This window comes from Agromyces aerolatus, from assembly GCF_031432255.1.
Classification (GTDB): Bacteria; Actinomycetota; Actinomycetes; order Actinomycetales; family Microbacteriaceae; genus Agromyces.
On sequence record NZ_JAVKGQ010000012.1, the window covers coordinates 1 to 12899 of the forward strand.

General features: G+C 72.4%; 11 protein-coding genes and 1 pseudogene. 2 read left to right on the plus strand and 10 right to left on the minus strand.

The window, feature by feature from the left end; translation table 11 throughout:
- Positions 1-297 precede the first annotated feature (297 nt).
- Positions 298-1776: a CoA transferase gene (locus RH864_RS14145; protein ID WP_310518207.1), complete on the minus strand. Its 1479-nt coding sequence runs from the start codon at positions 1774-1776 to the stop codon at positions 298-300.
- A gap of 9 nt (positions 1777-1785) precedes the next feature.
- A complete protein-coding gene (gene tyrS / locus RH864_RS14150) occupies positions 1786-3087 on the minus strand; it encodes a tyrosine--tRNA ligase (RefSeq protein WP_310518208.1) in 1302 nt (433 codons plus the stop codon).
- Positions 3088-3196: 109 nt separating this feature from the next.
- Between tyrS and RH864_RS14155 the strand changes: the two genes are divergently transcribed.
- Positions 3197-3805 carry a DNA-binding protein gene (locus tag RH864_RS14155; protein WP_310518209.1) on the plus strand — a complete coding sequence of 203 codons (609 nt, stop codon included), beginning with the start codon at positions 3197-3199 and terminating at the stop codon, positions 3803-3805.
- The gene (locus RH864_RS14160; protein ID WP_310518210.1) at positions 3802-4392 is read left to right on the plus strand and encodes a hypothetical protein; all 591 of its coding nucleotides are present in this window, start codon (positions 3802-3804) and stop codon (positions 4390-4392) included. The genes RH864_RS14155 and RH864_RS14160 overlap by 4 nt, the downstream gene beginning before the upstream one ends.
- 27 nt (positions 4393-4419) lie before the next feature.
- Here the strand turns inward: RH864_RS14160 and RH864_RS14165 are convergent, their stop codons facing one another.
- The 8 genes and pseudogenes from RH864_RS14165 to RH864_RS14200 form a co-directional block, all read right to left on the minus strand.
- Complete coding sequence (locus RH864_RS14165) at positions 4420-5028, minus strand: DNA-3-methyladenine glycosylase (protein WP_310518308.1); 609 nt, start codon at positions 5026-5028, stop codon at positions 4420-4422.
- Positions 5029-5118: 90 nt separating this feature from the next.
- Positions 5119-6549 (minus strand): argininosuccinate lyase, encoded by a 1431-nt coding sequence (argH, locus tag RH864_RS14170; protein ID WP_310518211.1) that lies wholly within the window; start codon positions 6547-6549, stop codon positions 5119-5121.
- Positions 6550-6632: 83 nt separating this feature from the next.
- Positions 6633-7550: pseudogene (gene argF / locus RH864_RS14175) on the minus strand (ornithine carbamoyltransferase); the annotation flags it as partial.
- 24 nt (positions 7551-7574) lie between these two features.
- A complete protein-coding gene (locus RH864_RS14180) occupies positions 7575-8813 on the minus strand; it encodes an acetylornithine transaminase (protein ID WP_310518212.1) in 1239 nt (412 codons plus the stop codon).
- Positions 8810-9790 carry an acetylglutamate kinase gene (argB, locus tag RH864_RS14185; RefSeq protein WP_310518213.1) on the minus strand — a complete coding sequence of 327 codons (981 nt, stop codon included), beginning with the start codon at positions 9788-9790 and terminating at the stop codon, positions 8810-8812. The genes RH864_RS14180 and argB overlap by 4 nt, the downstream gene beginning before the upstream one ends.
- A 5-nt stretch (positions 9791-9795) precedes the next feature.
- The gene (argJ, locus tag RH864_RS14190; RefSeq protein ID WP_310518214.1) at positions 9796-10947 is read right to left on the minus strand and encodes a bifunctional glutamate N-acetyltransferase/amino-acid acetyltransferase ArgJ; all 1152 of its coding nucleotides are present in this window, start codon (positions 10945-10947) and stop codon (positions 9796-9798) included.
- On the minus strand, positions 10944-11987 hold the full coding sequence (gene argC / locus RH864_RS14195; RefSeq protein ID WP_310518215.1) for an N-acetyl-gamma-glutamyl-phosphate reductase: 1044 nt from the start codon (positions 11985-11987) through the stop codon (positions 10944-10946). Before argC ends, argJ begins: the two co-directional genes overlap by 4 nt.
- Before the next feature lie 255 nt (positions 11988-12242).
- Complete coding sequence (locus RH864_RS14200; RefSeq protein ID WP_310518216.1) at positions 12243-12656, minus strand: DUF1801 domain-containing protein; 414 nt, start codon at positions 12654-12656, stop codon at positions 12243-12245.
- Positions 12657-12899 lie beyond the last annotated feature (243 nt).

A 12899-nucleotide genomic window follows, 5' to 3' on the forward strand; every position in this document is an offset into this window, starting at 1 on the left:
TCAAAAATTGGCATTGAACATAGTGCACGCTGTTGAGTTCTCAAGAAACGGACGCTCTCGCTTCGACGTCCCGAGGGGCGTCTCATTCGAGGCTTGTCGTCTCCATTCGGTCATCCGTGAGGACGCATCCGAATGCGTCAGAAATCGGTGATCCGATCGGATCAGAGCTTCTGGAATCGTTCCGCTTGAGGGCCGGTGAGCTTCTCGCTCTCCCGCGCCTTTGGGGCAACGAATGAATACTTTACGGAGGACGGCCGGTCCGTGCAACTCAGCCCTACATCCCGGGCGTGTCGCGCGTCATTCCGCCCATCTGGCTGCGTCTCTCCCCCAGGCGCGAGGCCCAGCGGGCCAGTGCGCGGAAGCGACCGCGGCAGCGAGCGCTGGCGACGGAACTCGCACGGTCCGCGGACCATCGGCTCCCGCCGCCGAGACCGGCTCGGCCTCCGGCACCGACCCCACCCGCAGCTCTTCGAGACTCCGCGCCGCGATCTCGTCCGAGAGCGCGCGGGCGGGCGAGGCGGCTCCGCTGCGCGGCATGCCGAGCAGCTCGGCCGCGGTTCGACGCAACGACAGGCGCGCGATGCGGCCTCGACCGGCATGCGCACCGAGCATCGAGACGAGCGCGGCCGCGAGCAGGTACCCGGTCGCGTGATCGAGCGCCTGCGCCGGCAATGCCCCCGGTCGCTCGCCGTCGCTCTCGACGACCGCGATGCCGCTCGCCGCCTGGACGATGCTGTCGAAACCGCGCCGGTCCGCGTCGGCCTCGCTGAAGCCCCATGCGGCAAGCTGTCCGACGACCAGGCCGGGATGCCGCGTGACGAGCAGTTCGGGATCGAGACCCAGCCGTGCGAGGGCAGCCGGCCGGTAGCCCAGCACGACGGCGTTCGCGGCGTCGAGCAGCTCGTCGAATCGTGCTCGGTCGGCGGCGGAGCGGAGGTCGAGCAGCGTGCTGCGCTTCCCCGCGCCGGTGTCGAGGTGCTGCCACTCGGGCTCCGGCAGGAGCGGCGAGTCCACGCGGAGCACCTCCGCGCCGAGCAGCGCGAGCGTCCGGGTTCCGACCGGGCCCGCGATCACGCGTGTGAGGTCCAGCACGCGAACGCCCTCGAGCGGGTGCGCCGTGCCGGCGTCGCCCCGGAGCCGCCGCACCCGGCCAACGACCGGAGCGGCGTCGAGTTCGGCGCCCCCGAGCTCGATCAGCGGGGTCTCCCGCAGCCGGGCGTCGTCGTCCGGCGACTCGGCTCGGACCGCGACGCACACGCCCCCGGCTGCCGTGACCGAGGCCTCGACGTCGGCGGCGGATCGCGAGGCGATGCTCGCATCGACGCGATCGGCACCGGCATCGGCGGCGAGCCCGAGCGCACGCCGGAGCGCGGCCGCGTGGTGCGGGTAGTTCGCGTGCGTGCGCACCCAGCCGTCGGCGGCACGGCGGAAGCCCGAGAGCGGCGCCCACACATCTGGTCGCTCGCCCCCGACCCGCAACCAGCGCTCGCTGGTGAAGGCTGTCGCGATCCGGTCACCGTCGAGCCGGATCCACGCCCGCCCGCGCCTACCGCCCGCCGTCCCGGGCCCACCACCCGCCGTCCCCCGCGCACCGCCCGCCGCGAGCACTCCCCCGGCGAGCGATGCCGCCGCGACCGCTCCGGCCGCGAGCCCGGACACGTCGAGCCGGGCGGGCAACGGCACCGCCGGAAGCGCATCGAGCGCGGCGAGCTCTCCCGCGTCCCGCCCGAGTTCGGCCCACACACGGCGGACGAGCTGCTCAGCGGACCCGGTCACGACGAACGCCTACTCCACGAACACGCCGGCGAGGGTCTTCTTGCCGCGGCGCAGCACCGCGAGCCCGCCGGAGTCGACGCGACCCGCGAGGGTCGCGGCATCGTCGTCGATACGTTCGTTGTCGAGCGAGACCCCGCCCTGTTTGATCGCCCGCCGGGCCTCGCCGAGGCTCGCGACGAGCCCGGTGTCGACGAGGAGCTGCGCGATCGAGGCATCCGTCGTCGCCCTGGTGTTGGGCAGTTCTTCGAGCGCGGCCGCGAGGGTCGGGCGATCGAGCGAGCGCAGCTCGCCCTGGCCGAAGAGTGCCTGCGAGGCCGCGATCACCGCGTCCGTGGCGTCGGCGCCGTGCACGAGCGTCGTCACCTCGCTCGCGAGCACACGCTGCGCCTCGCGGCGGAACGGTTCGCGCTCGACGAGCTCGGCGAGCTCCTCGATGCGGGCGCGGGTGAGGAATGTGAACACCTTGAGTCGCGCGATCACGTCGGCGTCGTCGGTGTTGAGCCAGAACTGGTAGAAGCGGTACGGGCTGCACATCGCGGCATCGAGCCAGATGGCGTTGCCCTCGCTCTTGCCGAACTTCGTGCCGTCGGAGTTCGTGATGAGCGGGGTGCCGATGGCGTGCACGCTCGCGCCCTCGACCCGGTGGATGAGGTCGGTGCCGCTCGTGAGGTTGCCCCACTGGTCGCTGCCGCCGGTCTGCAGCACGCAGCCGTACTGGCGGTAGAGCTCGAGGTAGTCGAAGCCCTGCAGGATCTGGTAGCTGAACTCGGTGTAGCTGATGCCGGCGTCCGAGTTCAGCCGGGAGGCGACCGCATCCTTCTTCAGCATGGTGCCGACGCGGTAGTGCTTGCCGATGTCGCGCAGGAAGTCGATGGCCGACAGCCCGGCGGTCCAGTCGAGGTTGTTCACGAGACGGACGCCGTTGTCGCCCTCGCCCGAGAGGAAGCGGCTCACCTGCCCCTGGAGCCGGCCGACCCAGTCGGCGACGGTCGCTTTGGTGTTGAGCGTGCGTTCGGCGGTCGGCCTGGGGTCGCCGATGAGGCCGGTCGAGCCGCCGACGAGACCGAGCGGCCGGTGCCCGGCGAGCTGCAGACGGCGCATGACGAGCAGCTGCACGAGGTTGCCGAGGTGCAGACTCGGTGCGGTCGGATCGAATCCGCAGTAGTACGTGATGGGATCTCCCGCGAGGAGCTCTTTCAGCGCGGCCTGGTCCGTCGAGACGTGGACGAGGCCGCGCCAGTTGAGCTCGTCCCAGACGTCCGCGAACGTGGGATCGTTCTGTTGGGTTGCGAGGATCTCGGGCGTGAACACGCCAGCAAGAGTATCAGTGAAGAATTCAGGCTACAGTTCTATGTGAGCACGAAATAACTATGTAGGCTTAATCCACCGCACGTTCAGCCCCGAGCCGAAAGGAGCCCGCGTGTTCGTCATCACCGCGGACCAGGTCGACAGCCGGCATCGGCCCGATCTCGCCGGCGCCGAGCTCGACCGCATCGCCGCGCGTCACGGCGAGCGATTGACGCTCCCCCCGGGGCGGAACGCGGGCGACGAGATCCAGATGCTCACCGACGATGCGACGACCGCGCTGCACCTCGTCTTCGAGCTCACGCGCGATGACGACTGGAGCGTGGGCCTCGGCTGCGGAGCCGTGCGCACTCCCCTGCCCCCCGACATCCGCGAGGCGAGCGGCGACGCGTTCTTCACCGCGCGGGTCGCCGTCGAACGTGCGAAGAAGGCGCGGCCGAGGTTCGCCATGGAGGCCGCAGGAGCGGATGCGTCGCACGCCGAAGCGCTCATCGCGCTGACCCTGCTGCTGCGCGAACGCCGCACCGAGCCCGGCTGGGAGGTCTACGACCACATGCTCGCCGGCGCCACGCAGGCCGAGATCGCCCAGCAGCTCGGCGTGAGCGCACCCGCCGTGAGCTCGCGCGCCAAACATGCGAACATCAAAGCCGAGCTGGAAGCGCTTCCGGCGCTCGCCCGCCTGATCGCCGACGTCGACGCGTCCGCCACCGGAGGAGCCGCATGATCACCCTGAACTTCATCGTCTGGATCGTCTTACTGCTGCTCGTGCTCGCCGCGACGGCCACGCTCTCGGTCATCGCGTTCGTCCGCCCGCAGCACCGGCTCATGGCCTGGCTCGCCGCCGCGGGTCTCGCGGCGGCCGTCGCCCTCGCCGCGCTCGCGGGCGATGAGCTGCCGCCGGCCATCGCGGGCATGATCACGGCGCTCGCCCTCGTCGCCGCCGTCTTCGGCGGCGGGCCCGCCGCGTCGACCGCACTCGACCTCGCGATGGGCCGCAGCGCCGTTCCCGGGTTGCACGGCGGCATCCTGGTCACCGACTCCAAAGCCGACACCCCGCCCGGCGCACTCCCCGCGCGCCGTGAGGTGCTACGCGGCGGCACGACCATCGGCGTGCTCGAGCGGCTCGCCGCGGCGGGCACGATCGTCGCGGGCTTCCCCGAGGGCCTCGCGATCGTCGTCGCGGTCAAGGGCGTCGGCCGGTTCACCGAGCTCGAAGCGCCCGAGGCTCGGGAGCGGTTCATCATCGGCACGCTGGCAAGCCTGATCTGGGCCTGCGCTGCGGGCCTCGTCGTGCACCTCGCGCTGCGCTGACGCGCCCCGACCGCGCGGCGCCACCCCTCAGCCCGCGGCGCGCCGGTGCCTCCGGTACGGCGAGACGCCCGGGTCATCCGGCAACCAGAACCGCCGCGCGAACGCGACGCCCCCGCCCTCGCCGCTCACGCCGGTCCGCGGCCCGGTCGCGTGACGCAGCGGCGCGGCGGGCAGGTGCAGCGCATACGGATGCCGCAACAGGTCATCGCCGTCGGCCGAGAGCGGGACCCCGAGTGCGAGACCGAGGCGCGCGGGCCCGCGCGCGAGGTCGCGATCGGGCGCGCCGGGCCGGCGGGCCCGCGCGAGCTCGAGGCCCTCGACGACGGTCGCGCCGCGGAGAAGCACCGCAGACGCGGCGCCCGGATGCCCCGTCACGACGTTCAAGCACACGTGCATGCCGTACGTGAAGTACGCGTAGAGGTGGCCGGCTTCGCCGAACATGACCGCGTTCCGCGCGGTCTTCCCGCGGAACGCGTGCGATCCGGGGTCCTCGCCGACGCCGCCGTACGCCTCGACCTCCGAGAGCCTGAGGGCCACCCGGCCGTCAGGGGTGGCGTGGGACAGCACCGCACCGAGCAGGCGCGGCGCCACGTCGACCGCATCGCCCGCGAGCAGCTCGCGCGCCGCGGGCACCAAGCCGTCGAGCACCGGCCCGTCGGGCACCGGCCCGTCGGGCACCGGGCCGTCCGGGCCCGCACCGTCAAGGCCCACGCCGTCGAGCACCGTTCAGCGCGGTTCCGGGAGCCCGGCGACGAGGTGACGCACCCGGTCCGCGAGCCGGGCGAACTGTTCGGCGACACGCTCGGGTGCGGTGCCCCCGTACCCCGCACGACTCGCGATCGAACCCTCGACCCGCAGCACCTCCCGCACCTCCGGCGTGAGGTGGACGGAGATCGACGTGAGCGTCGCGTCGTCGACCTCGTTGAGCTCGAGTCCGCGCTCCTCGGCGACGCGCACGAGCGCACCGGTGATCTCGTGGGCGTCGCGGAACGGGACGTGCCGTTTGACGAGCCACTCCGCGACGTCGGTCGCGAGCGAGAACCCGGCGGGCGCGAGCTCGGCCATGCGGTCGGTGTGGAACGTCAGCGTCGCGATCATGCCCGTGAACGCCGGCAGCAGCACCTCGAGCGTCTCGACCGAGTCGAAGACGGGCTCCTTGTCCTCCTGCAGGTCGCGGTTGTACGCCAGCGGCAGCGCTTTGAGCGTGGCGAGCAGCCCCGAGAGGTTGCCGATCAGCCGGCCCGACTTGCCGCGCGCGAGCTCGGCGATGTCGGGGTTCTTCTTCTGGGGCATGATCGACGATCCCGTGGAGTAGCCGTCGTGGAGGGTCACGAAGCCGAACTCACGCGTGTTCCAGAGGATGACGTCCTCGGCGAGGCGCGACACGTCGATGCCGATCATGGCCGTGACGAACGCGAACTCGGCGACGACGTCGCGGCTCGCCGTGCCGTCGAGTGAGTTCTCGGCCGGGGCGGCGAGGCCGAGCTCGGCGGCGACCGACGCGGCGTCGAGGCCGAGCGTCGAACCCGCGAGCGCGCCGCCGCCGTAGGGCGAGACATCCGCTCGCTTGCCCCAGTCGACGAGGCGCTCGAGGTCCCGTGAGAGCGCCCACCCGTAGGCGAGGAGGTGGTGCGCGAGCAGCACCGGCTGGGCGTGCTGCAGATGCGTGCGGCCCGGCATGACGGCCGTGCGGTGCGCGTCGGCCTGCGCCGCGAGCGCGTCGATGAGGTGCACGAGGTCCCGGCCGATGACGGCCGCATGGTCCTTCAGGTACAGCCGCACGAGCGTCGCGATCTGGTCGTTGCGGCTGCGGCCGGCGCGCAGCTTGCCGCCGAGGTCGGCGCCGACCTCGGCGATGAGCGCGGCCTCGAGCGCGCCGTGCACGTCTTCGTCGGACTCGGCGGCGACGAGCTCACCCGAGGCGAACCGTGCCTCGAGCGCGTCGACTCCCGCGAGCATCCGGCTGAGCTCGTCGTCGGTCAGGTATCCCGCGGCTGCGAGGGCTCGCGCGTGCGCCCGCGAGCCCGCGAGGTCGTAGGGGGCGAGCTGCCAGTCGAAGTGCGTGGACTTCGAGAGGCGGGCGAGCTCGGCCGACGGGCCGCCCGCGAATCGTGCGCCCCACAGCGAGCCCTCGTTCGTGGTGCCCTGATCGGTCATCGTGCGCTCCCTTCGCCGGCGGCCGCGCCGGCGGCCGTGCCGGCCTCCGTGCCGGCCTCCGTGCCGGCCTCCGCGCCGCCGTGCTGCGCGAGCAGCCAGACGAGCAGCGCCTTCTGCGCGTGCAGGCGGTTCTCCGCCTCATCCCAGACGACCGACTGCGGCCCGTCGATCACCGCGGCGTCGACCTCGTAGCCGCGGTACGCGGGCAGGCAGTGCAGGAAGATCGCGTCGCCGGATGCCTCGCGCATGAGCTCCTCGTCGACGCGGAACGCGCCGAACACCTCGAGCCTGGCGGCCTTCTCGTCCTCCTGCCCCATGGAGACCCAGGTGTCGGTCGTGACGACGTCGGCACCGCGGACCGCTTCGTGCGGGTCGGTCGTGACGAGCACGGATCCGCCGGTCGTCGCCGCGATGCGGCGGGCGTCCTCGACGAGGTCGGCGCGCGGCGCGTAGTCCGCGGGAGCGCCGATCCGCACGTGCAGGCCGGCCGTCGCGCCCGCGAGCAGGTAGGAGTGGGCCATGTTGTTGGCGCCGTCCCCGACGTACGCGAGCGTACGACCGGCGAGCTCGCCGAACCGCTCGCGGACCGTGAGCAGATCGGCGAGCAGCTGGCACGGGTGGAAGTCGTCGGACAGCGCGTTCACGACCGGGACCCGGGTGCCGTCGGCCATCTCCTCGAGCCCGGCCTGGCTGAACGTGCGCCACACGATGGCCTCGACCATGCGCTCGAGCACGCGCGCGGTGTCGGCGATCGACTCCTTGCCGCCGAGCTGGCTCTCGCTGCTCGAGATCACGAGCGGCACCCCGCCGAGGTCGGCGATGCCGACCGAGAACGACACCCGGGTGCGCGTCGAGGTCTTGTCGAAGATCACGGCGACGGTACCGGGCCCCTCGAGCGGTCGCTCGGCGAAGCGGTCGGCCTTCACCCGGAGAGCGAGGTCGAGCACCTCGGCCTGCTCGGCCGGGCTCAGGTCGTCGTCGCGGAGGAGATGACGGGTCATGCGTGTGGGTCCGTTCCGGGTCGGTCAGTGGTCGGTCGGGCGGTCGGCGAGCTCGAGGGCTCGCGCGAATCGTCGATCGAACTCGTCGAGCTCGGCGTCGCCGATCGTGAGCGGCGGGGCGAGACGCAGGGTCGAGTCGTTGGCGGCGTTGACGATGAGGCCGGCCTCGAGCGCGGCGTGCGCGACGCGCGCGGCGATCGGCTCGGCCAGGGCCACACCGAGCAGCAGCCCTCGGCCGCGCATGCCGGCGACGTGCGGCGAGCCGTGCGCGAGGATGCGTTCGCGCAGCTCGTCGCCGCGTCGCGCGGCGTTCTCGACGAGCCCAGCGCGCTCGATCTCGCCGAGCACGGCGTTCGACACCGCGGTCGCGAGCGGGTTGCCGCCGAACGTCGACCCGTGCTGGCCCTTCTGGTACAGCTCGGACGCGTGCCCGAACGTGATGAGTCCGCCGATGGGGAAGCCGCCGCCGACGCCCTTCGCGACCGTGATCGCGTCAGGCGTGATCCCGGCGTGCTGGAAGCCGAACCAGGCGCCGGTCCGGCCCGCGCCGGTCTGGATCTCGTCCACGATGAGCAGCGCGCCGTGCCGGCGGGTGACCTCGCGGGCCGCCTCGAGGAAGCCGGCGGGAAGCTCGACGACGCCCGCCTCACCCTGGATGGGCTCCAGGATCACCGCGGCGACCGCGTCGTCGACCGCGGCCTCGAGCGCCGAGATGGTCGCGGGGATGTGCTCGACGCCGCCCGGCAACGGCTCGAACGCCTGCCGCATGTGCGGCTTGCCGGTGAGCGCGAGCGATCCCATCGTGCGGCCGTGGAACGCGTCGACGAGCGCGATGACGCGCGTGCGCGCACCGCCGGAGTTGTTCAGCCGCGCGAGCTTGAACGCCGCCTCGTTGGCCTCGGCGCCCGAGTTGCCGAACCACACGCGGCCGCCGTCGCCCGCGCCCGCGAGCCGCGTGAGCCGGTCGGCGAGCTCGAGCACGGGCTCGGTCATGAAGTAGTTCGAGACGTGCGCGAGCTTCGCCGCCTGACGCGACACCGCCTCGACGAACACGGGATGCGCGTGGCCGAGCGAGTTGACGGCGATGCCCGCGAGGAAGTCGAGGTACTCGTTGCCCTGGTCGTCCCACACCCGGGCGCCCCGACCGCGCTCGAACTTCGCGAGCGGCGTGCCGAGCGAGCGCATCATGCGCCGGTCGAAGCGCTCGCGCCATTCGGCGGTCTGCGTGCTCGGTTGCGTGGTCGTGGACTCTGCGGCGCTCACGCCTGCTCCCCCGTTCCGCCGGGCACGACCTCGGTGCCCGACCCTTGTTGTGTGAAGACCTCGAGCAGGATCGAGTGCGGCTCTCGCCCGTCGATGATGGCCGCCTTCGGGACGCCGCCGGCGACCGCGTCGAGGCAGGCCGTCATCTTGGGGATCATGCCCGACTCGAGCGAGGGCAGGAGCTCGACGAGCTCGGGCACCTCGATCTCGGAGACGAGCGAGTCCCGGTTCGGCCAGTCGCGGTACAGCCCGGCGACGTCGGTGAGGATGACGAGCTTCGCGGCGCCGAGCGCGACCGCGAGCGCGGCCGCGGCCGAGTCGGCGTTGACGTTGAGGGACTGCCCGATCTCGTCGAGGTCGGGCGCGATCGAGGAGACGACCGGGATGCGGCCGGCTTCGAGATGTGCGATCACGGCCGACGGATCGACCGCGACGACGTCGCCGACGAGCCCGAGGTCGACCTCTTCGCCGTCGACGACCGCACCGCGCCGCCGGCCCGTGAACAGCCCGGCGTCCTCGCCCGACACCCCGCTCGCGATGGGCCCGTGCTCGTTGATGAGGCTCACCAGCTCGCGGTTGACCTGGCCCGTGAGCACCATACGCACGACGTCCATGGCCTCGGGCGTGGTGACGCGGTACCCGCCGCGGAACTCGCTCTCGATGCCGAGGCGCTCGAGCATCGCCGAGATCTGCGGGCCGCCGCCGTGCACGACGACGGGCTTGATGCCCGCGTAGCGCAGGTACACCATGTCCTCGGCGAACGCGCGCTGCAGCTCGGGGCTGACCATCGCATTGCCGCCGAACTTCACGACGATCGTCTCGCCGTGATAGCGCTTCAGCCAGGGCAGCGACTCGATGAGCGTGCGGGCCTTCTCGGCCGCCTCGAGCTTGGCGAGTGCTTCTGGGTCGGTCACCGCGTCGGGTTCGGTCGTCGCGTCGGGTTCGGTCGCCGCGTTTGCGGTCGTCTCGTTGCTCATCTCACTCAGCTCGCGTAGGCGCTGTTCTCGTGCACGTAGTCGTGCGTCAGGTCGTTGGTGCGAATCGTGGCGGATGCCTCGCCGGCATGCAGCTCGATGCGCACCGTCGTGGCGCGCGGGGTGAGGTCGACCTCTTCGCGCGGGCGGTCGGGGCGGCCGGCGTGGCAGACGCGCACGCCGTTCATGGACACGTCCACGAGGTAGGGGTCGAACTCGGCCGCCGTGGTGCCGATCGCGGCGAGCACGCGCCCCCAGTTGGGGTCGTTGCCGAAGATCGCGGCCTTGAACAGGTTGTTCCGGGCGACGGAGCGGCCGACCTCGACGGCGTCGGACTCGGAGACCGCGCCGACGACCTCGATGGTGATCTCGTGGCTCGCGCCCTCGGCGTCGGCCTGGAGCTTCGCGGCGAGCTCGTCGCAGGCGCGCACGAGTGCCTCGGTGAACTCCTCGATCGGCGGCCGAACGCCCGAGGCCCCGCTCGCGAGCAGCGTGACCTGGTCGTTGGTTGACATGCAGCCGTCGGAGTCGAGCCGGTCGAACGTGAGCCGGGTCGCCTCGCGCAGCGCGCCGTCGAGCTCGCCGGCAGCGAGGTCCGCGTCGGTCGTGAGCACGACGAGCATGGTCGCGAGCCCGGGCGCGAGCATGCCGGCGCCCTTCGCCATGCCGCCGATGCGCCAGCCGGCGCCGTCGACGATGACGGTCTTCGGCACGGAGTCGGTCGTCATGATCGCACGTGCCGCGTCTTCGCCGCCGCCCGCCGAGAGCCGGTTCACGGCCGAGAGCACGCCCTCCTCGAGGATCTCGCCGTCGAGCTGGTCGCCGATGAGCCCCGTCGAGCAGACGAGCACGTCACCGGCCGACGCGCCGAGGGCCGACGCGGCCGCCTCGGCGGTCCGGTGCGTCACCTGGAACCCCTCGGGTCCCGTGAAACAGTTGGCGCCGCCCGAGTTCAGCACGACGGCCGTGACCACGCCGTCGAGAATGACCTGTTTCGACCAGATGATCGGGTTGGCCATCGCCCGGTTCGAGGTGAACACCGCGGCGCCCGCCTGCGAGGGGCCCCGGTTCACGACGACCGCGAGGTCGAGCGCGCCGGTGCGCTTGATGCCGGCGGCGATGCCGGCCGCGTCGAAGCCTGCGGGCGCGGTCACGGTCACGGGGCGACTCCATTCACGGGAAGGCCGGTCGACTCGGCGAGGCCGAGGGCGATGTTGGCGGACTGGATCGCCGCGCCGGCGGTGCCCTTGACGAGGTTGTCGACGGCGGTGACGACGACGACCCGGCCGGCTCGTTCGTCGATCGCGAGGCCCATGAGCGCGGTGTTCGCGCCGAGCACGTCGGCCGTGCGCGGGAACTGCCCTTCGGGCAGCAGCTGCACGAAGCGCTCCCCGGCGTATGCGTCTTCCCACGCGGCACGGATCGCCGAGGCATCCGTGCCCGGGACGATGCGCGCGGTCGAGGTCGCGAGGATCCCGCGCGACATGGGCACGATCAGCGGCGTGAAGGAGATGGTCGGCCGGTCGGCCCCCGCCCAGCGCAGCGCCTGCTGGATCTCGGGGATGTGGCGGTGGGTGCCGCCCACGGCGTACGGGTTCGCCGAGCCGAGGATCTCGGACGCGAGGAGGTTGGCCTTCAGGCTCCGGCCCGCGCCGGAGGGCCCGACGGCGAGCACCGAGACCAGATCCTGCTCTTCGATGACGCCGGCGCGGATGCCGGGCGCGAGCGACAGCGCGACGGTCGAGGCGTTGCACCCTGGTGCGGCGATGCGGCGGGACTTCGCGAGCCGGTCGCGCTGCGTGCCCGACAGCCTGGGCAGCTCGGGCACCCCGTACGCCCATGCGCCGTGGTGGTCGGCGCCGTAGAACGCGGCCCAGTCGGCGGGGTCCTCGAGCCGGTGGTCGGCGCCGCAGTCGATCACGAGCGTGTCGTCGGACAGCTCGGCGGCGACCGCGCCGGACGCACCGTGCGGGAGCGCGAGGAACACGAGGTCGTGCCCGGCGAGCACCTCGGGGGTGGTCTCACGCAGCGTCAGATGCGTGTAGCTGCGCAGGTGCGGCTGCACCGCGACGAGCGGCTGGCCCGCGTTGGAGTGCGCGGTGACCGTGCGCACGTCGAACTCGGGATGGTCGGCGATGAGTCTGAGGATCTCTCCACCGGCGTAGCCGGAAGCGCCTGAGACGGCGACGGAGTAGGTCATGCTTCAACCTTAGAGCTGTGCGGGTGATGGGTCGGATCCGGCGACGCCCGCACAGCACCGCTCACGCGGCGTGCGGGGTCGCCTGGATTCGGCGCTCGCCTCGCCGTCGGGCGCGCGCGACACCGGCACGCGTGGCGCGTGCGTGGCGGGCGTCCGGGACAGCGGTCATGTCTGGCACTGTATCGGCGCGGCCGACCCGGTCGCAAACCGGCGCGGCCCGGTTGCGGTGGCGTCGGGGCGCGGGCGGCGGATGTCTCAGCCGCGCGCGTGCACCCATGCGAGGTCGACGAGCGACTCGAGCGTGCCGAGATCGATCGTCGACAGGCGGCCGACCCAGATGCACGATGCGCCGACCTTCACCTTGCCGAGCCGCTCGATGAGCTGGGCCGACTCGGGCACGCCCGGCAGTTGCAGGCCGTAGATCGACATCGACGCCTTGCGGGGCGAGAAGCCGACGATCATCGTGTCGCCCTCGCGGCCGGACTCGTAGCGGTAGTGCTCGAGCCCGTAGCCCACCATCGACGGGCCCCACATGACCGCGTCGGTGCCCGTGACCCGGTCGAACAGCTCGCGCAACACGAACCCGTCCTCGCGGCGCCCCGCCGGTTCGGCCTTCGCAAGGAACTCGGCCACGGACTCCCCGGTGGGATGCGTCTTGACGTCGCTCATGCGCCAGAGCGTACTCGCCCGCGACCGCGCCGACCACCCGCGCCACGCACGACCCGCGCCACCCTGCACCACCCGCGCCACCCTGCACCACCCGCGCCCGGCACGACCGTCGCGCCCGGCGCAGTACGTCAGAGATGGCGCGGAAGGAGCCGCACGCCTAGGGCCGGCTTCTCGCACGCGCCGGCGCCGACCAACCGCGCCATCCTGCACCAACCGCGCCACCCTGCACCACCCGCGCCACCC

Bases quoted from the DNA above. Each gene is read 5' to 3' on its own strand.
- argH (WP_310518211.1), bottom strand. From the start codon at position 6,549: ATGACCGATCAGGGCACCACGAACGAGGGCTCGCTGTGGGGCGCACGA.
- argB (WP_310518213.1), bottom strand. From the start codon at position 9,790: ATGAGCAACGAGACGACCGCAAACGCGGCGACCGAACCCGACGCGACG.
- RH864_RS14200 (WP_310518216.1), bottom strand. From the start codon at position 12,656: ATGAGCGACGTCAAGACGCATCCCACCGGGGAGTCCGTGGCCGAGTTC.
- RH864_RS14160 (WP_310518210.1), top strand. From the start codon at position 3,802: ATGATCACCCTGAACTTCATCGTCTGGATCGTCTTACTGCTGCTCGTG.
- argC (WP_310518215.1), bottom strand. From the start codon at position 11,987: ATGACCTACTCCGTCGCCGTCTCAGGCGCTTCCGGCTACGCCGGTGGA.